We start from the raw sequence: 22993 nt of genomic DNA on the forward strand, positions 1-22993 counted from the left end.
ATGGCTCGTATCCAATTAATTGATTTTAAAACGTCGGCACAGCCCACGAAGTCCGTAACTGATCCAGGGCCACAACAGGGCGCTGACCAACGCGGGCAAGACCAGCGCCAGGGTCGGCTGTCGATTACCGGTCAAGGCACTGAGCCACAACTGGGCAAGCTGGGCCAGACCGAAAATCACCAGAAGCACCAGGCATTGCTGCCACATCGGGAACACCCTCAGACGCTGTTGAAGCGACAGTACCAGGAAGGTGATCAAGGTCAGGGTCAGGGCATTCTGCCCCAGCAACGTGCCGTAGAGCACATCTTCGGCCAGCCCCAGGCAAAACGCTGTAACCATACCCACTTTGTGCGGCATGTATAAGGCCCAAAAAGCCAGCAACAGCGCCAGCCACAGCGGACGCAGGATTTCCATGAACTGGGGCATCGGTGAAATGCTGAGCAACAGGCCGATGGCAAACGTCAGCCAGATCAACCAGCCATTACTCGAACGCGTATTCGCCATTATTGCCTCTCCCGAGTAGTGGCCGGCGCAGTGGCAGGCGTTCTGGCTGCGGCGGGGGTTGCAACTGGCGCAGGTTTTTTCACGGCCTTGGGGTCAGTGGCCACCGCCGCAGGCGCGGCAGGTGTAGCTGGCGCTGCAGCGGGTGCAGCGGCTGGCGCAGGCACTGTCGGCTTGGGCACTGTGGTCGGAACGATCGCCGGCGCTTCACCGTTTTGCTCGGCTTCCTGGGCCTTGGCCGCATCGTTGGCCCGCTCTTCCGGAGTTCGGCTATCGCTGAACACCAGCAGCAGGTAGCGACTGCGATTCAATGCCGCCGTGGGAACCGCACGCACAATGGCGAACGGCTGACCCGAGTCGTGGATGACTTCCTTGACCGTTGCCACCGGATAACCGGCCGGGAAGCGCTGCCCCAGGCCCGAGCTGACCAGCAGGTCGCCCACTTTGATATCCGCAGTGTCGGCCACATGGCGCAGTTCCAGGCGCTCGGGGTTCCCCGTACCGCTGGCAATTGCACGCAAGCCATTACGGTTTACCTGGACCGGAATGCTGTGAGTGGTATCGGTGAGCAACAGTACACGGGAGGTGTAGGGCATCAACTCAACCACCTGCCCCATCAAGCCCCGTGCGTCGAGCACTGGCTGACCCAGCACCACGCCGTCGCGCTCACCCTTGTTGATGATGATGCGATGGGTAAAAGGGTTAGGGTCCATGCCGATCAACTCGGCCACTTCCACCTTTTCGTTGACCAGCGCAGAGGAGTTCAACAACTCGCGCAGACGAACGTTCTGCTCGGTCAAGGCGGCCAGCTTTTGCATGCGGCCTTGAAGCAGAAGGTTTTCGGTTTTGAGTTTCTCGTTTTCAGCCACAAGCTCGGTGCGGCTGCCGAACTGACTGGCTACGCCCTGCCACAATCGCTGCGGCAAATCGGTAATCCAGTAGGACTGCATCAGCACCAGCGACATTTGACTGCGCACAGGCTTGAGCAACGTGAAGCGAGCGTCCACTACCATCAGCGTGACAGATAGCACGACCAGCACCAGAAAGCGCACGCCCAATGATGGGCCTTTGGAAAAGAGCGGTTTAATAGGCCGCTCCTCCCGGGCAAGTGTTCAATTTATTCATACGGCTTCAAGCGGCCTGGATGAAGATTGACAGAAGATAAACGCCAAAAGGCAGCACTGCAAAGTGCTACCTTCTGGTGATAACCATAGGACTGCACCACGCGATCTTATTCGCTGGAGAGCAGGTCCATTGTGTGTTTATCCATCATTTCCAGCGCACGGCCACCGCCACGCGCAACGCAGGTCAGCGGGTCTTCGGCAACGATAACCGGCAGGCCGGTTTCCTGAGCCAGTAACTTGTCGAGGTCACGCAGCAAGGCGCCACCACCGGTCAGTACCAGGCCACGCTCGGCGATGTCCGAAGCCAGCTCTGGAGGAGACTGCTCCAGCGCGCTTTTCACAGCCTGAACGATGGTTGCCAGCGACTCTTGCAGAGCCTCAAGCACTTCATTGGAGTTCAGGGTGAAGGCACGTGGGACACCTTCTGCCAGGTTACGGCCGCGCACGTCGACTTCACGTACTTCGCCACCCGGGAAAGCCGTACCGATTTCGGTCTTGATGCGCTCGGCCGTCGATTCACCGATCAGGCTGCCGTAGTTACGACGCACATAAGTGATGATCGCTTCGTCGAAGCGGTCGCCGCCAACCCGTACGGATTCGGCATACACCACACCGTTGAGGGAGATCAGCGCGATTTCAGTGGTACCACCACCGATATCGACAACCATCGAGCCGCGTGCTTCTTCAACCGGCAAGCCGGCACCGATGGCAGCAGCCATTGGTTCTTCGATCAGGAACACTTCACGGGCGCCCGCGCCGAGTGCCGATTCACGAATGGCGCGACGCTCTACCTGAGTCGACTTGCACGGGACGCAAATCAGTACGCGTGGGCTAGGTTGCAGGAAGCTGTTTTCATGCACCTTGTTGATGAAGTACTGCAGCATTTTTTCGCAAACGCTGAAATCGGCAATAACGCCGTCCTTCATCGGACGAATGGCAGCAATGTTGCCCGGTGTACGGCCAAGCATGCGCTTGGCCTCGGTGCCGACGGCAACGACACTTTTCTGGTTACCGTGTGTCCGAATAGCCACAACCGATGGCTCATTCAGGACGATACCGCGCTCACGCACGTAAATAAGGGTGTTGGCAGTGCCCAGGTCGATGGAAAGATCGCTGGAAAACATGCCACGCAGTTTCTTGAACATGGGAAAGGGACCCTAGGCAACGCGTGGGTAAAAAAGTGCGGCAAACTCTAACAACGACAGGGATTTTGGGCAAGGCGCCAATATGTTAAATTGGGCGCTTTTCTGAGCACCAACTCCCACAATCGCGGCCATATGACCGTAGAAATGCGGTAGTGTTCCGACAATCTAACACACGGATAGCATCCGTCCTGTTTTCCACTGGAGAATCCCATGGCGCTAGACCGCTCCGACGTGGAAAAAATCGCTCATTTGGCCCGCCTTGGTCTTAATGATGCCGATATTCCACGCACCACCGAAGCCCTTAACAGCATTTTGGGGCTGATTGATCAGATGCAGGCTGTTGACACCACAGGTATCGAGCCTATGGCCCACCCTCTGGAAGCCAGCCAGCGCTTGCGTGCAGACGTCGTGACTGAAAGCAATCATCGCGAGGCTTATCAGTCCATCGCTCCAGCGGTCGAAAACGGCCTCTATCTGGTTCCGAAAGTCATCGAGTAAAGGAAAGAGCCTGCATGCATCAATTGACTCTGGCCGAGATCGCCCGCGGACTCGCCGATAAAAAGTTTTCTTCCGAAGAGCTGACCAAGACCCTGCTGGCGCGTATCGCCCAGCTCGATCCTCAGCTCAACAGTTTCATCACAGTCACCGAAGACCTTGCCCTAGAGCAGGCCAAGGCCGCTGACGCACGTCGCGCCAACGGTGAAACCGGTGCCCTGCTGGGCGCGCCGATCGCTCACAAGGACCTGTTCTGCACCCAGGGCGTACGCACCAGCTGCGCCTCCAAAATGCTCGACAACTTCAAGGCTCCCTACGACGCCACCGTGGTTGCCAAGCTTGCCGCTGCCGGCACCGTGACCCTGGGCAAGACCAACATGGACGAATTCGCCATGGGGTCGGCCAACGAGTCGAGCTACTACGGCGCGGTCAAAAACCCGTGGAACCTCGAGCACGTACCGGGCGGTTCTTCGGGCGGTTCGGCAGCCGCTGTTGCCGCTCGTCTGCTCCCTGCTGCGACCGGCACCGACACGGGCGGATCTATCCGACAGCCGGCAGCCCTGACCAACCTCACCGGCCTGAAACCGACATACGGTCGTGTTTCGCGCTGGGGCATGATCGCTTACGCCTCCAGTCTCGATCAGGGCGGCCCATTGGCTCGCACCGCCGAAGACTGCGCCATCCTGCTGCAAGGCATGGCCGGTTTCGACCCGCAAGACTCCACCAGCATCGACGAACCCGTACCGGACTTCAGCGCCAGCCTCAATGGTTCGCTGCAAGGCCTGCGCATCGGCGTGCCTAAAGAGTTCTTCAGCGAAGGCCTGGACGCGCGCATTGCCGAACTGGTCCACAACAGCGTCAAGGCGCTTGAAAAGCTCGGCGCCGTGATCAAGCCCATCAGCCTGCCGAACATGCAGCACGCCATTCCTGCGTACTACGTGATCGCGCCAGCAGAAGCTTCGTCCAACCTGTCGCGTTTTGACGGCGTGCGCTTCGGCCATCGCTGCGAAGACCCAAAAGACCTCACCGACCTGTACAAGCGCTCGCGCGCCGAAGGCTTTGGCCCGGAAGTACAGCGCCGGATTCTGGTCGGTGCCTACGCCCTGTCGGCGGGTTACTACGACGCTTACTACCTGCAAGCGCAAAAAATCCGTCGCCTGATCAAAAATGACTTCATGACCGCGTTCAACGAAGTCGACATCATCCTCGGCCCGACCACGCCTAACCCGGCCTGGAAAATCGGCGCTAAAAACAGCGATCCGGTTTCGGCCTATCTGGAAGACGTCTACACCATCACCGCCAACCTCGCCGGCCTGCCAGGCCTGTCGATGCCAGCCGGTTTTGTCGATGGCTTGCCAGTAGGCGTGCAATTGCTTGCGCCTTACTTCCAGGAAGGCCGCCTGCTCAACGTCGCTCACCAGTATCAGCTCAACACTGACTGGCACACGCGCTCACCTGCCGGCTTCTGAGGAGAAACATATGCAATGGGAAGTTGTGATCGGGCTGGAAATTCACTCCCAGCTCGCCACCCAATCGAAGATTTTCTCCGGTAGCGCCACCACCTTTGGCGCAGAACCGAACACCCAGGCCAGCCTGGTCGACCTGGGCATGCCCGGCGTACTGCCGGTGCTGAACCAGGAAGCCGTGCGCATGGCGGTCATGTTCGGCGTAGCCGTTGACGCCGAAATCGTTCAGCACAACGTGTTCGCCCGCAAGAACTACTTCTACCCGGACCTGCCCAAGGGCTACCAGATCAGCCAGATGGAACTGCCGATTGTCGGCAAGGGCCACCTGGACATCACCCTTGAAGACGGCACCGTCAAACGTGTCGGCATTACCCGTGCCCACCTGGAAGAAGACGCAGGCAAAAGCCTGCACGAAGACTTCAGCGGCTCCACCGGCATCGACTTGAACCGTGCCGGCACGCCATTGCTAGAAATCGTTTCCGAGCCGGACATGCGCAGCGCCAAAGAGGCCGTGGCCTACGTCAAGGCGATGCACGCTCTGGTGCGTTACCTGGGCATTTGCGACGGCAACATGGCTGAAGGCTCCCTGCGCTGCGACTGCAACGTATCGATCCGCCCGGTCGGCCAGGCCGAGTTCGGGACTCGCTGCGAGATCAAGAACGTCAACTCGTTCCGCTTTATCGAGAAAGCGATCAACAGCGAAGTACAACGCCAGATCGAGCTGATCGAAGACGGCGGCAAGGTCATTCAGCAAACCCGCCTGTACGACCCGAACAAGGACGAAACCCGCGCCATGCGCAGCAAGGAGGAAGCCAACGACTACCGTTACTTCCCCGATCCTGACCTGCTGCCAGTGGTGATCGAAGATTCGTTTATCGAAGAGGTGCGTGCCACGCTGCCGGAACTGCCGCCGCAAAAGCGCGAACGCTTCCAGTCGCAGTTCGGCCTGTCGGCCTACGACGCCAGCGTATTGGCTTCGAGCCGCGAGCAAGCGGACTACTTCGAAAAAGTCGTGAGCATCAGTGGCGATGCCAAGCTGGCGGCCAACTGGGTGATGGTCGAGTTGGGCAGCCTGCTCAACAAACAAGGCCTGGACATCGACCAGTCGCCGGTCAGCGCAGAGCAATTGGGCGGCATGCTGCAGCGCATCAAAGACAACACCATCTCCGGCAAAATCGCCAAGGTTGTGCTGGAAGCGATGGCCAATGGTGAGGGCAACGCAGACGAAGTCATCGAAAAGCGCGGCCTCAAGCAAGTGACCGACAGCGGCGCCATTGAAAAGGTGCTGGATGAAATGCTGGCGGCCAACGCAGAGCAGGTCGAGCAATACCGTGCGGCAGACGAAGCCAAGCGCGGCAAGATGTTCGGCTTCTTCGTGGGCCAGGCGATGAAAGCCTCCAAAGGCAAAGCCAACCCGCAACAGGTCAACGAACTGCTCAAGAGCAAGCTCGAAGGCTAAGCCACAAAACTCGTAGCAGCTGCCGCAGGCTGCGTCCGGCGGCGTAGCCGTCGTAAAACCAGAGGTTGCGGTTCAAGAGTTGAACCGCATTTTCTAACTTTACGATCGCTTCGCAATCGAACGCAGCCTTCGGCAGCTGCTACGCGAATCGCTTTTCAAGCAACATAAGGATTCCCCCATGAAGCGGCTACTCGGCGCTTGCGCCCTGCTCAGCTTGCTCGCAGGCTGCGCCAGCCATGACATAGACCCCCGTGGCTATGACAAAACAGGCATTGCCTCTTATTACGGTGCTCGCCATCACGGCAAGCGAACCGCCAGCGGTGAACCATTCGACCAGAATGCCCTTACCGCCGCCCACCCTGCCCTGCCTTTCGGGACGCGGGTGCTGGTCACCAATCTGAGCAACGACAAATCTGTTGTGCTGCGCATCAATGATCGCGGCCCCCATACCCGCGGACGCCTGATAGACGTTTCGCGCAAGGCCGCCCAGCAACTGGATATGCTGCGCAGCGGCACAGCAAAAGTCCGGGTTCAGGGCTTGAGTGATTAATTGAGGGAGTTGCCGCCATTTTGGGCTTGAGCGCGCTGTCACCATGGAACCTGCTGCAATTGCTCTGCGGCCTCGTCATGCTGATCGCAGGGGCCGAATTGCTGGTGCGCTGCGCCGTACGCATGGCTGCCAACATGAAGGTACGCCCGCTGCTGATCGGTTTGACCGTGGTCGCATTGGGCAGCAGCGCCCCACAGATGACTGTCAGCCTGCAGGCCGCGCTCAATGACACCTCGGACATTGCCGTAGGCAGTGTGATCGGCAGCAATATTTTCAACATCCTGGTCACCCTGGGGCTGTCGGCGCTGATCATTCCCCTGCGCGTATCCCGTCAACTGGTACGCCTGGACATTCCCCTGATGATCCTCGCCAGCGCCCTGGTGTTTGCCCTGGCACTCAACAAACAGCTCGATCGCCTGGACGGTGTTGTCCTGTTGTGCGGCCTGATGATCTACCTGGCCCTGCTGCTGCGCCAATCGCGTCAAAGCGGCCACCATCACAACAGCCACGCGCAGCCACACACCCCATGGCTGCACAACATCGCGTTAATGCTGTTGGCCCTGATCCTGCTCGGGGCGGCCGGGCACCTGCTGCTCGGCGCGGCAGTCACGGTTGCCACTGAGCTTGGACTATCAGAGCGGATTATCGGGCTGACCATCATTGCGGTCAGCACTTCACTGCCGGAACTGGCCACGTCACTGATCGCAGCCTTTCGCGGCCAGCGCGAAATCGCTGTCGGCAATGTGATTGGCAGCAATGTTTTCAGCCTGCTGGGGGTACTTGGCCTGACGGCTCTGGTCGCTCCAGCGCCCTTGTCGGTATCGCCCAACGCGCTGGCGTTCGACTTGCCGGTGATGCTGGGTGTGGCGGCGCTGTGTCTGCCCGTGTTCTACGCGGGGTACCGCGTCACCCGCGCTGAAGGGTTGCTGTTTCTGGGTTTATACCTGGCCTATGGGCTGCATGTAGTGTCCTTCACCATCGGCATGCCCTTGGCCGGCAAGCTTGAACACCTGATGCTGTTTTTCATCTTGCCGGTGCTGCTGGTGTTTCTGCTGTTCAGTACCCTGCGCGCGTGGCGCCGTCAGCACTAGATCCAGCCGCCCCACTGCAATACAAATATCCCGATATTGGTCGTGATGGCCGCCATCAAGGTGGTGATCACAATAATTGCAGCCGCCAGCTCGTGATTACCGTTGGCCGCCCGCACCATGACATAACTGGCAGCGGCCGTCGGGCTGGCGAAATAAAGGAACAAAATCCCCAATTCCGGCCCGCGAAAGCCACACAACCAAGCCCCCAGTGTTGTCAGTAGCGGCAAACTGACCATTTTCACCAGACTTGCGCTCAGCGCCCTGTCGCCACTTTTACGCAGACTTGCCAGCGACAGAGTGCCACCGATGCAAATCAGCGCCAGGGGCAAGGTCATTGCGGCCAGGTATTCGCCAGACGCTTGCAACCAACCGGGCAGGCTGATCTTGAATACCGCAAACGGCACCGCAGCCAGCACGCTGATGATCAGCGGGTTCTTGACCACACTTTTGCAGATGCTCCACGGATCGGACTTGATCACCGGGCTGTACACCGCCAGCACGATAGTCGACAGCGTGTTGTAGAACAGGATCACGAGGCCTGCGAGTACCGCGCCCAATGAAATCCCGTAGTCGCCGTACATGCTGGCCGCGAGAGCCAGGCCAATGACCCCGTTATTGCCGCGAAAGGCGCCCTGGGTGTAGACCCCACGGTCTTCACGAGGGCAGCGCCAGATCGACCAACCCCAGGCAAACGCAAACCCTGCGAGGGTTGCCAGCACGAAATAAGCCAGCACCTTGGGCTGCAGGGCCGCCCTGAGATCGGCATGCAAAATGCCCAGAAACAACAACGCCGGCATGGTGACGTTAAACACCAGTGCCGACGCTGTGTGGATAAAGTTGTCATTGATCCAGCCCACGCGCTTGAGCACCACGCCCAGAAACAGCATGGCAAACACGGGGGCGGTTATCGTGAGCGTCTGAAGGAAAATAGCCAGCATGTCAGCACACTCATGGAGGTAGAACCGGGTTGAGGCCTTCTTGAAGAAAGCCTCAACGTCCTTTGTTACATACCTTTGACGGCATAAATGCCGGCGGCATTACGCCAGTAGCCTTTGTAGTCCATACCATAGCCGAAGATATAACGGTCAATGCACGGCAAGCCGACGTAGTTGGCCTTCAAGTCCGGACGCGCCTTGCGGTCATGGTCCTTGTCGATCAATACCGCGGTGTGCACCTGACGGGCACCGGCGTGCTTGCAGAATTCTACGATCGCGCTAAGGGTGTGCCCCTCGTCGAGGATGTCGTCGATGATCAACACGTGACGGTCGATGAACGATACTTCTGGCTTGGCTTTCCAGAACAGGTCGCCGCCAGTGGTTTCATTGCGATAGCGCGTAGCGTGCAGGTACGACGCTTCAAGCGGGAATTTCAGATGGGTGAGCAGCTTGCCGGAAAAAATCAGGCCGCCGTTCATCACACAAAAAACCACTGGATTGGTCTCGGCCATTTCTGCCGTGATTTGCGCACCAACGCGGGCAATTGCCTCTTCGACTTCGGCTTCGGTGTACAGGCAGTCAGCCTCTCGCATGATTTGACGGATATGCTCGAGATCAGCAGACATGACGCTCTCCAGGGGGGGTTGTGCAAGAAAAGCGGGCAAAGGTACGCATCCGCATGGCTCAGATCAAGCATTTATGGACTAACGTGCAGTAATGTCTGTAGGACATCACCCCGGATTAGATTAATCTAGGCCGGTTTTTTTGCCTGCCCCCCGGAGTTTTTCCCTATGCCTATCCGCGAGATACGCCATCCGCTAATCCGTCATAAACTCGGCCTCATGCGTCGCGCTGACATTAGCACGAAGAATTTCCGTGAGCTCGCTCAGGAAGTCGGCGCTTTGCTGACCTATGAAGCCACCAGTGACCTGACCCTCGAAACCTACGATATCGAAGGCTGGTGCGGCACTGTTCAAGTTGAAAAAATCGCCGGTAAGAAAATTACCGTCGTGCCGATCCTGCGCGCCGGTATCGGCATGCTGGAAGGTGTTCTGAGCCTGATCCCGGGCGCCAAAGTCAGCGCTGTCGGTATTGCCCGTAACGAAGAAACCCTCCAGGCCCACACCTACCTGGAAAAACTGGTTCCGGAAATCAACGAGCGTCTGGCGATGATTATCGACCCGATGCTGGCCACCGGCTCTTCGATGGTTGCCACCATTGATCTGCTGAAAAAAGCCGGCTGTAAGGAAATCCGCGCCATGGTGCTGGTTGCTGCGCCAGAAGGGATTGCTGCTGTTGAAGCCGCTCACCCGGACGTGACCATCTACACCGCCTCCATTGATGAGCGTTTGAACGAGCACGGCTACATCATCCCGGGCTTGGGCGATGCCGGCGACAAGATTTTCGGCACCAAGCAAAAGGACATTTAACATGCAGGACGAGTTCAACGACCCGCTCTGGCGCCAGATAATCTCTGGCGCGCAGATGCTCTTCGTGGCGTTTGGCGCGTTGGTGTTGATGCCATTGATTACCGGCCTCGACCCCAACGTTGCGCTGTTCACGGCGGGTCTCGGGACTCTGCTGTTCCAGATCGTGACCCGGCGCCAGGTGCCGGTCTTTCTGGCTTCGAGTTTCGCTTTCATTACCCCGATCATTCTCGCCAAAGGGCAGTTCGGCCTTGCAGCGACCATGGGCGGCGTCATGGCAGCCGGTTTTGTGTATACCTTTCTCGGTTTCGCGGTGAAGCTCAAGGGCACCGGGTTCATCGACCGCTTGTTGCCACCTGTGGTGATCGGTCCGGTGATTATCTCGATTGGCCTGGCGATGGCGCCTATTGCAGCGCACATGGCCATGGGCCGCGCTGAAGATGGCACCGAGCTGATTCACTATCAGACGGCCATGATGATCTCGATGCCAGCGCTGCTGACCACCTTGATCGTGGCTGTATTCGGTAAAGGGATTTTCCGTCTGGTGCCCATCATCGCCGGTGTGCTGGTCGGGTTTGGCATGGCGTTTTACTTTGGCGTCGTCGACACCGCCAAGATCGCCGCAGCGCCGTGGTTCGCCATGCCGCACTTCACTGCCCCCGAGTTCAACTGGCAGGCGATTCTGTTTATCGTCCCCGTAGCGCTTGCTCCGGCCATTGAACATATCGGCGGCGTGATTGCCGTAGGCAGCGTGACCGGTCGCGACTACCTGAAAAAGCCGGGCCTGCACCGCACGCTGTTCGGTGACGGTATCGCCACCACCGCTGCCGGCATGCTGGGCGGACCACCCAACACCACCTACGCCGAAGTGACTGGCGCGGTGATGCTGACCAAGAACTACAACCCGAAAATCATGACCTGGGCAGCGATTTTCGCCATCAGCCTGGCATTTGTCGGTAAGTTCGGCGCACTGCTGCAAAGCATTCCGGTCCCTGTAATGGGCGGGATTCTGTGCCTGCTGTTCGGTTCGATTGCAGCCGTGGGCATGAACACCCTGATCCGCCATCAGGTCGACCTGAGCGAAGCACGCAACCTGGTGATCGTGTCGGTGACTCTGGTCTTCGGGATTGGCGGCGTGCTGATCGGTACGGGGATGGGGCCTGAGGACTTCGGTCTTAAAGGCATCGCGTTGTGCGCCATTGTGGCGATTGCGCTGAACCTGATCCTGCCGGGCAACGACAGCTGGAAACACAAGAAAGGTGACGGCCCCGTCATCTGACCTGTAATCCCTGTAGGAGCGGACATGCTCGCGATTGCATCACCTCTATCCAACCGATAGACCGCGTTGACTGCATCGCGAGCAAGCCTGCTCCCACAGGGGTTTTTCTAAAGCGCCAGCGGCGCCCTTTCACACAAAGTTTTTAACGCCTGCGCCCATTGCGGGTTGTCATTGAGACACGGCACCAGCACCAACTCTTCGCCCCCCGCCTCGATAAACTGCTCGCGCCCGCGATCACCGATCTCTTCCAGCGTTTCAATGCAATCAGCCACAAACGCCGGGCACATCACCAGAATCTTCTTCACCCCCTGCTTGGCCAACGCATCAAGACGCGCCTCCGTGTAGGGTTCGATCCACTTGGCCCGGCCCAAACGGGACTGGAACGCCACCGACCACTTGCCTTCAGGCAACCCCATACGCTCGGCAAAAGCCTGGGCAGAACGCAAACACTGCGCTCGATAACAGGTTTGCAAAACTGCAGGCGAAGCATTCTGGCAGCAGTCTTCATTCTTGAAGCAGTGATTGCCGGTCGGGTCCAGCTTGTGCAAATGCCGCTCGGGCAAACCGTGAAAGCTGAGCAGCAGGTGATCGTAATCCTGCTCCAGATGCGGCCGGGCGCTAGCCACCAGCGCATCGAGGTACTCGGGCTGGTCATAGAAGGGCTGCACAATCGAAAACTGCATCGGCAATTTTTTGGCCTTGACCACGCGCTTGGCTTCTTCAATCACCGTGGTCACGGTGCTGTCAGCGAACTGCGGATAAAGCGGTGCCAGCGTGACCTTCTTGATGCCCTGCGACGCCAGACGGGTGAGCACGGTTTCAATCGACGGCTCGCCGTAACGCATGGCCAATTCGACCGGGCCCTGGGTCCACTCTTTGGTCATCGCCTGCTGCAGGCGACGACTGAGTACCACCAGTGGCGAACCCTCGTCCCACCAGATCGAGGCATACGCGTGGGCCGACTGCTCAGGACGCTTGACCAGGATCAACGACACCAGCAAGCGCCGTACCGGCCACGGCAAGTCGATGACATACGGATCCATCAAAAACTGGTTCAAGTAACTGCGTACATCCGCTACCGAAGTAGACGCCGGCGAACCCAGGTTAACCAGCAACAACGCGTGGTCGGTCATGCAACTTCCTATTTCAGAGGCGGGCGGCGATATCATCAAGTGCCGCACGCAAATCGGTGAACTGAAAAGTAAAACCGGCAGCCAGCAACTTTGCAGGCATAGCCCGCTGGCCACCCAGTAACAAACCGGACATCTCGCCCAGCAACACGCGCAGTACAAATGCAGGCATGGGCATAAATGCCGGACGTTGCAACACGCTGCCCAAGGTCCTGGCGAAGTCGGCATTGCGTACCGGGTGTGGCGCGCAGGCATTATAAGGACCGCTGGCGGCATTCTCATGCACAAGAAAATCAATCAGGGCAATTTGATCCTTGATATGAATCCACGGCATCCACTGCCGACCATTGCCTATCGGCCCGCCCAGCGCCAGCTTGAAAGGCAACAACAGGCGCGACAAAAAGCCGCCTTCAGCTGCCAGTACCAGTCCCGTGCGCACCAGCACCACTCGAATGCCCAAGGCCTGCGCCCGCTGCGCGGTTTCTTCCCAGGCAATGCACAAGTGGCTGGCAAAATCTTCGCTGACGGGCGGTGAGTCCTCGGTCAGCTCACGCTCGCCACCGTCGCCGTACCAGCCAACGGCCGAACCGGACACCAGCACCGACGGCCTTTGGTCCCGGCTTTCAAGCCAGGCCACCAGGGTTTCGGTCAGGGTAATGCGACTGCTCCACAGCAGAGCCTTGCGCCCGCGCGTCCAGGGACGATCGGCGATGGGCGCACCTGCCAGATTGACCACGGCATCAATCGGTTCCTGCCCGAGCTCCTCAAGCAGGGCAACACCCTTGACCTGAGCACCGCACAATCGGGCCACTTGCTCAGGGCGCCGACTCCACACACTAAGGCGGTGGCCTTGCGCCAGCCAGTGACGACAGAGCTGACGCCCTATCAAGCCTGTACCGCCGGTCAGCAATATGTGCATGAGTTGATCCTCGCAAGGAGTTTTATCGGGAGCACTGGTCTATTTTTACTGTAAGACCTTTTATCGGTCGTCGACCTGACTTAAGAATAGGCCACATGGATCTGGAAGAATCACTAAAACCTATACTAACAAATAGAATTGTACAGGTATTGCCGACGGCGTAGTCTGTGCAAACAGAGATCGAGGCCATAATGACTGTACCTATCGCGATTATTGGCGCCGGCATAGCCGGGCTGGCAGCAGCAAACACTCTGCACAAGGCAGGGCACGCGATTCATCTTTTCGACAAGAGCCGTGGCAGCGGCGGACGCATGTCGAGCAAGCGCAGCGATGTCGGTGTACTGGACCTGGGGGCTCAGTACTTCACCGCACGGGACCGGCGTTTTGTCGATGAAGTCCAGCAGTGGCAAGCCAATGGCTGGGCTGCCGAGTGGGAGCCACACCTGTACCACTATAAAAACGGTCAGTTAAGCCCCTCCCCCGACGAACAGACCCGCTGGGTGGGCACGCCCCGCATGAGCGCCATCACACGCGGCCTGCTCGGCAGTCTGCCAGTCAGCTTCTCGTGCCAGATCACCGACCTGATACGCGGCGAGAAACACTGGCACCTGCTGGATGCCGAAGGTGAAGAGCACGGCCCGTTCAGCCACGTCATCATTGCCACCCCGGCGCCACAGGCCACCTCTCTGCTGGCCAGCGCCCCTAAGTTGGCGAGCACCGCAGCCGGGGTCAAAATGGAACCGGCCTGGGCCGTCGCCCTGGCCTTTGAATCCCCCCTCGACACACCTATGGAGGGTTGCTTCGTACAAGGCAGCCCGCTGGACTGGATAGCCCGAAACCGTAGCAAACCCGGACGTGCCAGCCAGCCTGACACCTGGGTTTTGCACGCGACTAGCACTTGGAGCAAGCAAAACCTCGACTTGCCCAAGGAGGCGGTCATCGAACAATTGCATGGCGCTTTTGCCGAGCTAATGCATTTCCCCACCCCGGCCCCGATTTTCAGCCTGGCGCACCGCTGGCTCTACGCCCGCCCCGCCGCAGCCCATGAATGGGGGGCCCTGGCGGACTCCGATCTGGGCCTGTATGCCTGCGGCGACTGGTGCCTGTCGGGTCGCGTGGAAGGGGCATGGCTGAGTGGTCAGGAAGCTGCACGCCGCCTGATTGAGCACCTGGGATGAACCGCATCAACCCGCGCAAATTGCTGCTGTCAAAATGGACAGCAGCTGTGCCGCGTAACCGTGAAAAACACTTTCTGGTCACCCAGCTGTTTTGCGACGAAGAAGGCACCGTGCTCGATATCGAACTGCAAGCGGTGCTTACCCAGCGTAATCAGCGTTTGACGTGGCAAAGCCTGCAAGATGCGGGCGAATGGAAAATGGGCTGGCAATAATCCTTTCGGCAGCACTTCAAATACTTGTACAAGATAATTGACTTGTACAACATCAGACCTATGATGAACTCAAGCTGTACATCGATTAAAAGATGTACAAGTAATTCTTGGAGGTTCGTCACATGGCCAGCACCGTTCCCGCCCGGCACAAACCGAAAATTGCCATCAGCGCGTGCTTGCTGGGGGCCGAAGTTCGCTTCAACGGCGGGCACAAAGAGTCGCGGCTGTGCAGCCAGGCGTTGAGCCAGCACTTCGAATTTGTGCCGCTGTGCCCCGAGGTTGCCATCGGCCTTGGCATTCCTCGCCAGCCTGTACGCCTGGTGGGCAATCCTGCTCAACCTCAAGCCGTCGGCACCGTCGATAGCACCTTGAACGTGACTCAGCCATTGCACGACTACGGCGTGGAAATGGCCGCAGCCCACACGGATATTTGTGGCTACATCTTCATGCAAAAGTCGCCCTCATGCGGCCTGGAGCGGGTCAAGGTGTATCAGGACGGCGGCCGTCCCGCAGAGTTGAGCGGCCGTGGCATTTACGCTCAAGCGTTCTGTGACGCCCATCCCGACTTGCCTGTGGAGGAAGACGGTCGATTGAATGATCCGGTGCTGCGCGAGAACTTCATGACCCGGGTTTATGCCTACAGCGCCTGGCAGGCCCTGCTCAAACAGGGCGTCACCCGCCGCTCACTGACAGAATTTCACGCCTGCTACAAATACCAGCTGATGGCCCATCACCCGGTGCAGTACAAAACCCTGGGCAATTTGCTCGGCAGTCTTGGCAAGCAAGATCCGCGAGCCATTGCACCGCAGTACTTCAGCGAGCTGATGAAAGCGCTGAAAAAATGCGCGACCCGGCGCACCCACACCAACGTGCTGCAACACATCAGCGGCTACCTCAAACAATCCATCAGCCCCGAAGACAAGCAGGAAGTTCAGCAACTGATTGGCCAGTACCTGCACGGCATCGTGCCGCTGGTGGTGCCCCTGACCCTGCTCAAGCATCACTTTCGCCTGCACCCGCACCCTTACATCTCGCGCCAGGTTTACCTGCAGCCGCATCCGGAAGACCTCAGCCTGCGCAATGCCATCTGACCATGAATGATGACCTGATCATGTCCAATACCCCTGACACGGACTACAGCCAGGCACTGGCTGAAGGCTGGTTGCCCATTCGTGAAGTCTCGCGCATCACCGGTGTGAATGCCGTGACCTTGCGTGCCTGGGAGCGACGCTATGGCCTGATCGTGCCGCACCGCACGGCCAAGGGCCATCGTCTGTTTTCCAGCGAGCATATCCAGCGTATTCAGCACATTTTGTTGTGGCTCAATCGCGGCGTGTCGGTCAGCCAGATCAAACCGCTGCTCAACACCCCCTCGACTCCCGCCGTAACGCCCGACAGCGACTGGCAGGTGTGGCGCCAAACCATGATTGAGTCCATCAGTGAACTGGCCGAGCGCCGCCTGGATGATTGCTTCAATCAGGCAATGTCGCTCTACCCTGCTCGCCCGCTCTGCGAACAACTGCTGGTGCCGCTGCTCAACGATCTGGAGCAGCGCTGGCAAGGGCAATTCGGCGCGCAACTGGAGCGTGTGTTTTTCCACTCCTGGTTACGCAGCAAACTGGGGGCCCGGATTTATCACAACAACCGCTCGCTCAAGGGCGCACCGGTCTTGCTGATCAACCATTCCGACCTGCCGTTCGAGCCACAGCTGTGGCTGACCGCCCTGCTGGTCAGCAGCAGTCACTGTGCGGTCGAGGTATTCGACGCGCCTTTACCCAACGGTGAACTGGGCCTGGCGGTGGAACATTTAAAACCCCGTGCAGTGGTGCTGTATTCCAGCAAAACCCTTAACACCCAAGTACTGCCCAGGCTACTGAGCGGCATTGAATGCCCGATCCTGATTGCCGGACCAACGGTAAGCATCCATTTCGATCTGTTGTCCGTAACTACAACCGAGATCGCAGGATTGTACCTGGCCCACGACCCGGTAGAGGCCCATCAACGCCTCAGCCAACTTGGCCTTTTATAGCAAGGAATTGACATGCAACTGATCTGGCTGCGCAGCGACTTGCGCCACTACGACAACACCGCCCTGAGCGCCGCAGCCAAACGCGGACCGACCGTGGCCGTGTACCTCATCAGCCCCGAGCAATGGCTGGCCCACGATGATGCGCCGTGCAAAGTTGATTTCTGGCTGCGCAACCTGCGCACCTTGAGTGACAGTCTGCAGCAGCTCAACATCCCGCTGCTGATCCGCACCGCTCCAGCATGGGATCAGGCGCCTGCAGTGCTGCTTGAACTGTGCCAGCAGCTCGGGATTCAGGCCGTCCACACCAATCAGGAATACGGCATCAACGAAACCCGTCGCGACCAGGAGGTGGCTCGGACTCTTGAAGCCCAGGGCATCGAGTTTCACAGCTACCTCGACCAATTGCTGTTCCAGCCGGGCAGCATCCTGACGCAATCGGGCTCGTACTTTCAGGTCTTCAGCCAGTTCCGCAGGATCTGCTACAACCGCCTGCACATGGCCTTGCCACAGATTGTGGCCAGGCCTGACAGCCAGGCACCGCTGAACATCGAGCCCGATAGCATTCCAGAATCGGTCAGCGGATTTGCTACACCCAGCCAAACGTTGCGGGCGCTCTGGCCAGCAGGCGAGAAAGAAGCTCAGCAGCGCCTGGCACAGTTTGCCGATGAACAGATTCACTTCTATCAGGACGAACGCGACCTGCCGGCCAAACCCGGTACCAGCCAGCTTTCGACCTACCTCGCCGCGGGCGTTATCTCACCCCGCCAATGCCTGCATGCGGCATTGCACAGTAACAACGGCGAGTTTGAAAGCGGCAGCCCGGGGGTGTTCACCTGGATCACTGAACTGCTCTGGCGCGAGTTCTACAAACATATTCTGGTCGGTTACCCACGCGTCTCCCGTCATCGCGCCTTCCGCCTTGAGACCGAATACCTGCCGTGGCGTAACGCGCCGGATGAGCTGGCCGCCTGGAAACAGGGGCGCACGGGCTTCCCGATTATCGACGCAGCCATCCGCCAACTGCTGGAAACAGGCTGGATGCATAACCGCCTGCGCATGGTAGTGGCCATGTTCCTGACCAAAAACCTGCTGATCGACTGGCGCGAAGGCGAGCGCTTTTTTATGCAGCATTTGATCGACGGTGATTTGGCCGCCAACAACGGCGGCTGGCAGTGGAGCTCATCCACAGGCACCGACTCAGTACCGTACTTCCGAATTTTCAACCCGCTGACTCAGTCAGAGCGCTTCGATCCCGAAGGTCGATTCATCAAACACTGGCTGCCGGAGCTGGCGGACCTGAATAAAAAACAAGTGCACAACCCAGCATTGATCGGCGGGTTATTTGGCGTGGCCAATTACCCGGCCCCCATCGTCGATTTGAGCAAAAGCCGTGAGCGTGCCCTCAGCGCTTTCAAGAGCCTGCCGTCGCGGCAAATAGTGGAGGTGAGCCATGGCTGAAGGGCGGCGGATCTGGCTGACAGGCGCCAGCAGCGGGATTGGCGCGCAAATCGCTGAGGAATTGCTCACAAACGGCGCCCGGCTGGCGTTGACTGCCCGTACGCTCGCCCCCTTGAAAGCCTTGTCTGACCGCTTCCCCGGCCAAGTCCTGCTGGTACCCGGCGACCTGACCGACATTGTGCAGGTCCGCGAGATCAGCAAACGCATCACACAGGCCTGGGGCGCACTGGACACCGTGATCCTCAACGCCGGAACCTGTGAGTATGTCGACGTCCGTGAGTTCGACTCCGCATTGATCGAGCGCGTGGTGCGCACCAACCTGCTGGCCAACTGTTATTGCATTGAGAGTGCGCTGCCACTGCTGCGCGCCGGTTCGCGCCCGTATCTGGTGGGCGTGGTCAGCTCTGTCACCTATTGGGCGCTGCCACGGGCGCAGGCTTATGGCGCATCAAAAGCCGGCTTGCGTTACTTGCTCGAATCGCTGCGTATCGACCTGGCCCAGGAAGGCATCAATGTCACCCTCGTCAGCCCCGGCTTCGTCGACACCCCGCTCACCGAAAACAATGACTTCCCGATGCCGATGCGCTGGTCAGCGCAAAAAGCGGCACAGCATATATGCCAGCGCCTGAAAAAACGTCCGTTGGAAATCGCCTTTCCCACATTGTTCATCCTCTCGCTGAGGCTGTTGGCGAACTTGCCAAAACGCCTGCAAGTCGCACTCGGGAAACGCCTGGCACGCAACTCTGACGGTAAACCCTCATGAAAATCGCGATCATTGGCAGTGGTATTTCGGGGCTGACCTGCGGCTACCTGCTGCATAAAGAGCACGACATCAGCGTATTCGAAGCCAGTGACTGGGTCGGCGGCCACACCCACACCGTCAACCTGAGTGTCAAAGGCAAGTCCTACGCCGTGGACACTGGTTTTATCGTGTTCAACGACTGGACTTACCCCAACTTCATCAAGCTGATGGACCAGTTGGGGGTTCGCTCAAAAGCCACTGAAATGAGCTTTTCAGTGCACGACACCGACAGCAACCTCGAATACAACGGCAACACCCTCAATAGCCTGTTTGCCCAGCGCAGCAACCTGTTGTCTCCCGGGTTCTGGGGCATGTTGCGCGACATCCTGCGCTTCAATCGCCAAGCCATTCGCGACCTGGACGAGCAGCGCATTGCCAGTGACACCCGGCTGGGTGACTACCTGCAGCAGCAGGGTTATGGCACGCGTTTTATCGAGCACTACATCGTACCGATGGGTGCTGCGATCTGGTCCATGTCCCTGGCAGACATGCTGAGCTTTCCGCTGCAGTTTTTTGTGCGGTTCTTCAAGAATCACGGCTTGCTCAGCGTCAGCAATCGCCCGCAATGGCGTGTGATTGAAGGTGGCTCCAGTGCCTACATACAACCCTTGAGTGCAGGCTTTGCCGACAGGATTCGTCTGAACTGCCCGGTCATTCAGGTAACCCGCAATGAACAGGGCGTTCAGGTACACAGTGCCGGCGGTATTGAAGACTTCGACAAGGTGATCTTTGCCTGCCACAGCGATCAAGCCCTCAAGCTGCTGGCCACCCCCTCATCTGCAGAACGGCAAATCCTGGCAGCGATGCCCTATGCCGATAATGACGTGGTGCTGCACACCGATACCCGCTTGCTGCCAGACCGAAAACTGGCCTGGGCGAGCTGGAATTACCGTTTGGGCTCTGCAGGCCAAAAGCGTGCTGCCGTGACCTACGACATGAACATCCTGCAAGGAATTGAGAGCGAGACCACATTCTGCGTCAGCCTCAATCAAACCAGCGCGATTGATCCGCTCAAAGTACTGGCCCGTTTTACCTATGCCCATCCTCAGTACAGCTTGGGCGCCATTGCTGCACAAGCACGCTGGCAAGAACTACTGGGCGCCCAGCACAGCTACTTTTGCGGCGCCTATTGGGCCAACGGCTTTCATGAAGACGGCGTGGTCAGCGCATTGCGCGTGGCCCAGGCCTTTGGCCAACAACTATGAACAGCGCCCTGTACAGCGGCTGGATCGCCCATCGACGCTTTGCGCCGACTACCCATGCGTTCCGCTACCAGATCGGCTTGTTGTATCTGGATCTGGATGAGCAAGACGCTGTACTGGGGCTTTCGGCGCTGGCAGGAAAAAGCCGATTTGCACCTTTCTCCTTTCGTGAAACTGATTACCTGAAAACCTACACCGCAACCGGTATGCGCCTGATTGACGCGGTTCGTCAGCAAGTCGGCATCGCCTTAGGGCATACGCCCCAGGGCTCGATCTGCTTGCTGACCCAAGCCCGCAGCTGGGGGCTGTCGTTCAACCCGGTGAGCTTCTTTTACTGCCACGAGGCGGACGGAAAACTGGCTGCCATCTTGTGCGAAGTCACCAACACGCCTTGGCGCGAACGCTATCACTACGTGCTCCCGGCACAAGGCGATGGTTTTCAGCATGTCGCCGTGGCCAAGGCCTTTCACGTTTCCCCCTTTCTGCCACGGGACCTGGAATACCGCATGAGCTTCAGCCCACCCCAGGCCCGACTCGGCGTGCACATGGCCGACTGGCAGGGCGAGCTGAAACTGTTCGACGCCACCCTCAACCTGCAACGTACGACCCTGGACCGCGCAGGGCTGCACCGCTACTTGCGGCAGTTTCCGTGGATGACCGCCAAAACCTGCCTGGCCATTTACTGGCAAGCCTTGCGCCTGTTTCTCAAACGCACACCGATTTTTTCCCATCAGGCCGCCGACGGCGCCTTTCGTATTGCCGCCCTGCAACCTAAGGATAAACGCCATGAAGAGCTCTAGCCTGGTGAGCAAATCCTCACTGTCGACTACCCATAACCTGACCAGTGCGCTATTGCGACGCGGAGTCATGCGCCAGCTTGCCCAGTTGAAACACGGTCATCTGGTGGTGATCGAAAACGGCGAACGCCTGATGTTCGGCGACAGCGGCGCCGGTCTGGTCGGCGAAATACAGATTCACGATGCAAGCCTGTGGGGCATGATAGCCAGCAGCGGCTCGATTGGTGCGGGCGAGGCCTTTATTCATGGCTACTGGAGCTCACCCGACCTGACCAAGGTGATCCGGGTGCTGGTCAGCAATATGGATGTGCTCGATGCAATGGAGGGTGGTCTGGCGCGCCTGGGCCGCCCGTTGATACGCGGCTTGCACTGGATCAATCGCAATACCCGCAAGGGCTCGCAAAAAAACATTGCCGCCCATTACGACCTGGGCAATGAAATGTTCGAGCAGTTTCTCGACCCTACCATGATGTATTCAGCGGCCCAGTTTTTAAGCCCTGACGACACGCTGGAACAAGCGCAGCTCAACAAGCTGGAGCGAATCTGCCAGAAGCTCGATCTCAAGCCCGAGGACCATTTGCTCGAAATTGGCACCGGCTGGGGCAGCATGGCGTTATTTGCGGCGCAGCATTACGGGTGCAAGGTCACGACCACGACCCTGTCCAAAGAGCAGTTCGACTACACCAAAACCCGCGTTGACGCTTTGGGCTTACAGGACCAGGTAACGTTGCTGCTGGAGGATTACCGCGATCTGACAGGGCAGTACGACAAGCTTGTATCGATCGAAATGATCGAGGCCGTCGGGCATCGTTTTTTACCCAGCTACTTCAAACAGTGCTCCCACCTGCTCAAGCCCCACGGATTGATGCTGCTGCAAGCCATCACCATTCGCGAGCAGCGTTACGAGCAAGCCAAAAGCAGCGTGGACTTTATCCAGCGCTACATTTTCCCCGGCGGTGCCCTGCCCAGTGTGCAAAAAATGCTCGAAATCGTGGGCAAGGACACTGACATGAACCTGATGCACATGGAAGATTTCGGCTTGCACTACGCCAAAACTCTGCGCCTGTGGCATGAGAACTTTCGCCGTGCTCACGGGCGTTTGACTGAGTTGGGTTACGACGAATACTTCCTGCGCCTGTGGGAGTTTTACCTGTGTTACTGCGAAGGTGGTTTTCTGGAACGCAGCATCGGTACCGCGCAATTGTTGCTGGCCAAGCCGGCAGCCATGCCTGAACCACTGCTCGGTCGGTTCAATGCTTAAGAATCTGGCCAATGCCGGGCTGTTCCAGCTCGGCTGGTTTGCCTGTGTAGTGGGCGGCAACAGCCCGTGGCTCGTGCTGGCAGGTGGTGCATTGATGGCACATCTGCTGTGGATAAGTCGCTCAATGGCAGAGGTCCGTTTAATCGTGGTCGTGTGTTTACTCGGCACTGCCGTAGACAGCCTGCTGCTCAATGCCGGAGTTTTCGTCTTCAAGCAGCCCGGTTTGTTGATTCCATTCTGGCTGATACTGCTTTGGGCCCTGCTGGCCATCACCTTGAACCACTGTCTGGCGTGGACTGCCAAGCCCTGGTGGCGGGCTGTTTTGCTGGGAGCCATTGGTGGACCATTGTCGTATTACGCAGGTCAACGCTTGGGAGCGGTGCAGTTCCCCTTGGGCCTGTGGCCTACGCTGGCCGGATTGAGCCTGTTGTGGGCGGGGTTGTTTGCATTGCTAATCACCTGTAGTCGCTGCCGAAGGCTGCGATAGAGGCCGCAGGACCTTCGCAGCCTTCGGCAGCGACTACAAAAGCCGG

At 58.6% G+C, this 22993-nt stretch carries 24 protein-coding genes; 17 read left to right on the top strand and 7 right to left on the bottom strand.

The features are described 5' to 3' along the window. Positions 1–15: 15 nt before the first annotated feature. From mreD to mreB, 3 genes are all read right to left on the bottom strand, one after another. Complete coding sequence (gene mreD / locus AACY07_RS02730; RefSeq protein WP_019825061.1) at positions 16–504, bottom strand: rod shape-determining protein MreD; 489 nt, start codon at positions 502–504, stop codon at positions 16–18. Beyond that, the gene (gene mreC / locus AACY07_RS02735) at positions 504–1589 is read right to left on the bottom strand and encodes a rod shape-determining protein MreC (protein ID WP_339473438.1); all 1086 of its coding nucleotides are present in this window, start codon (positions 1587–1589) and stop codon (positions 504–506) included. Before mreC ends, mreD begins: the two co-directional genes overlap by 1 nt. Positions 1590–1732: 143 nt before the next feature. Then, the gene (gene mreB, locus AACY07_RS02740; protein ID WP_003439856.1) at positions 1733–2770 is read right to left on the bottom strand and encodes a rod shape-determining protein MreB; all 1038 of its coding nucleotides are present in this window, start codon (positions 2768–2770) and stop codon (positions 1733–1735) included. 210 nt (positions 2771–2980) lie between these two features. Between mreB and gatC the strand changes: the two genes are divergently transcribed. The 5 genes from gatC (at position 2981) to AACY07_RS02765 (ending at position 7831) form a co-directional block, all read left to right on the top strand. After that, complete coding sequence (gene gatC / locus AACY07_RS02745; protein ID WP_019825066.1) at positions 2981–3268, top strand: Asp-tRNA(Asn)/Glu-tRNA(Gln) amidotransferase subunit GatC; 288 nt, start codon at positions 2981–2983, stop codon at positions 3266–3268. Positions 3269–3282: 14 nt separating this feature from the next. Then, complete coding sequence (gatA, locus tag AACY07_RS02750; RefSeq protein ID WP_339473359.1) at positions 3283–4734, top strand: Asp-tRNA(Asn)/Glu-tRNA(Gln) amidotransferase subunit GatA; 1452 nt, start codon at positions 3283–3285, stop codon at positions 4732–4734. Positions 4735–4744: 10 nt separating this feature from the next. Further along, positions 4745–6190, top strand: a complete 1446-nt coding sequence (gatB, locus tag AACY07_RS02755) for an Asp-tRNA(Asn)/Glu-tRNA(Gln) amidotransferase subunit GatB (RefSeq protein ID WP_133076387.1) — start codon at positions 4745–4747, stop codon at positions 6188–6190. A gap of 178 nt (positions 6191–6368) precedes the next feature. Next, entirely contained in the window at positions 6369–6740 is a 372-nt protein-coding gene (locus tag AACY07_RS02760; RefSeq protein WP_133076388.1) for a septal ring lytic transglycosylase RlpA family protein, read from the top strand. Between the two features lie 50 nt (positions 6741–6790). Continuing rightward, complete coding sequence (locus tag AACY07_RS02765) at positions 6791–7831, top strand: calcium/sodium antiporter (RefSeq protein ID WP_339473440.1); 1041 nt, start codon at positions 6791–6793, stop codon at positions 7829–7831. Here AACY07_RS02765 and AACY07_RS02770 read toward each other — a convergent pair. After that, positions 7828–8769, bottom strand: a complete 942-nt coding sequence (locus AACY07_RS02770) for an AEC family transporter (protein WP_133076389.1) — start codon at positions 8767–8769, stop codon at positions 7828–7830. The genes AACY07_RS02765 and AACY07_RS02770 overlap by 4 nt on opposite strands. Before the next feature lie 65 nt (positions 8770–8834). After that, entirely contained in the window at positions 8835–9392 is a 558-nt protein-coding gene (locus AACY07_RS02775) for a hypoxanthine-guanine phosphoribosyltransferase (RefSeq protein ID WP_133076390.1), read from the bottom strand. Positions 9393–9557: 165 nt separating this feature from the next. On the opposite strand from AACY07_RS02775, the gene upp reads away from it, so the two are divergent. Both upp and AACY07_RS02785 read left to right on the top strand, forming a co-directional pair. Continuing rightward, positions 9558–10196 (top strand): uracil phosphoribosyltransferase, encoded by a 639-nt coding sequence (upp, locus tag AACY07_RS02780; protein ID WP_133076391.1) that lies wholly within the window; start codon positions 9558–9560, stop codon positions 10194–10196. Position 10197: 1 nt separating this feature from the next. Next, entirely contained in the window at positions 10198–11472 is a 1275-nt protein-coding gene (locus tag AACY07_RS02785; RefSeq protein ID WP_133076392.1) for a uracil-xanthine permease family protein, read from the top strand. A 107-nt stretch (positions 11473–11579) separates the two neighbouring features. On the opposite strand, the gene hemH is transcribed toward AACY07_RS02785, so the two are convergent. Together hemH and AACY07_RS02795 are read right to left on the bottom strand one after the other, a co-directional pair. Further along, positions 11580–12605: a ferrochelatase gene (gene hemH / locus AACY07_RS02790; protein WP_338648775.1), complete on the bottom strand. Its 1026-nt coding sequence runs from the start codon at positions 12603–12605 to the stop codon at positions 11580–11582. A gap of 13 nt (positions 12606–12618) precedes the next feature. Beyond that, complete coding sequence (locus AACY07_RS02795) at positions 12619–13521, bottom strand: TIGR01777 family oxidoreductase (protein ID WP_339473362.1); 903 nt, start codon at positions 13519–13521, stop codon at positions 12619–12621. Between the two features lie 191 nt (positions 13522–13712). Between AACY07_RS02795 and AACY07_RS02800 the strand changes: the two genes are divergently transcribed. The 10 genes from AACY07_RS02800 to AACY07_RS02845 all read left to right on the top strand — a co-directional run bounded on the left by AACY07_RS02800 (position 13713) and on the right by AACY07_RS02845 (position 22947). Then, a complete protein-coding gene (locus AACY07_RS02800) occupies positions 13713–14699 on the top strand; it encodes an NAD(P)/FAD-dependent oxidoreductase (RefSeq protein WP_339473363.1) in 987 nt (328 codons plus the stop codon). After that, on the top strand, positions 14696–14911 hold the full coding sequence (locus tag AACY07_RS02805) for a TIGR02450 family Trp-rich protein (protein WP_019825089.1): 216 nt from the start codon (positions 14696–14698) through the stop codon (positions 14909–14911). The genes AACY07_RS02800 and AACY07_RS02805 overlap by 4 nt, the downstream gene beginning before the upstream one ends. A gap of 122 nt (positions 14912–15033) precedes the next feature. Then, positions 15034–16002: a DUF523 and DUF1722 domain-containing protein gene (locus AACY07_RS02810; protein ID WP_339473365.1), complete on the top strand. Its 969-nt coding sequence runs from the start codon at positions 15034–15036 to the stop codon at positions 16000–16002. A 2-nt stretch (positions 16003–16004) separates the two neighbouring features. Further along, on the top strand, positions 16005–16940 hold the full coding sequence (locus AACY07_RS02815) for a MerR family transcriptional regulator (protein ID WP_338648780.1): 936 nt from the start codon (positions 16005–16007) through the stop codon (positions 16938–16940). Between the two features lie 12 nt (positions 16941–16952). Then, on the top strand, positions 16953–18398 hold the full coding sequence (gene phrB, locus AACY07_RS02820) for a deoxyribodipyrimidine photo-lyase (protein ID WP_338648781.1): 1446 nt from the start codon (positions 16953–16955) through the stop codon (positions 18396–18398). Further along, positions 18391–19161 (top strand): SDR family NAD(P)-dependent oxidoreductase, encoded by a 771-nt coding sequence (locus tag AACY07_RS02825; protein ID WP_339473367.1) that lies wholly within the window; start codon positions 18391–18393, stop codon positions 19159–19161. Before phrB ends, AACY07_RS02825 begins: the two co-directional genes overlap by 8 nt. Next, a complete protein-coding gene (locus tag AACY07_RS02830) occupies positions 19158–20405 on the top strand; it encodes an NAD(P)/FAD-dependent oxidoreductase (protein WP_339473369.1) in 1248 nt (415 codons plus the stop codon). The genes AACY07_RS02825 and AACY07_RS02830 overlap by 4 nt, the downstream gene beginning before the upstream one ends. Continuing rightward, positions 20402–21202 carry a DUF1365 family protein gene (locus tag AACY07_RS02835; RefSeq protein WP_133076401.1) on the top strand — a complete coding sequence of 267 codons (801 nt, stop codon included), beginning with the start codon at positions 20402–20404 and terminating at the stop codon, positions 21200–21202. The genes AACY07_RS02830 and AACY07_RS02835 overlap by 4 nt, the downstream gene beginning before the upstream one ends. Beyond that, entirely contained in the window at positions 21189–22460 is a 1272-nt protein-coding gene (locus AACY07_RS02840) for a cyclopropane-fatty-acyl-phospholipid synthase family protein (RefSeq protein WP_339473371.1), read from the top strand. The genes AACY07_RS02835 and AACY07_RS02840 overlap by 14 nt, the downstream gene beginning before the upstream one ends. Beyond that, positions 22453–22947: a DUF2878 domain-containing protein gene (locus AACY07_RS02845; RefSeq protein ID WP_326397358.1), complete on the top strand. Its 495-nt coding sequence runs from the start codon at positions 22453–22455 to the stop codon at positions 22945–22947. The genes AACY07_RS02840 and AACY07_RS02845 overlap by 8 nt, the downstream gene beginning before the upstream one ends. Positions 22948–22993: the final 46 nt, after the last annotated feature.

It is taken from the genome of Pseudomonas sp. RL_5y_Pfl2_69 (genome assembly GCF_963970465.1).
GTDB lineage: Bacteria > Pseudomonadota > Gammaproteobacteria > Pseudomonadales > Pseudomonadaceae > Aquipseudomonas.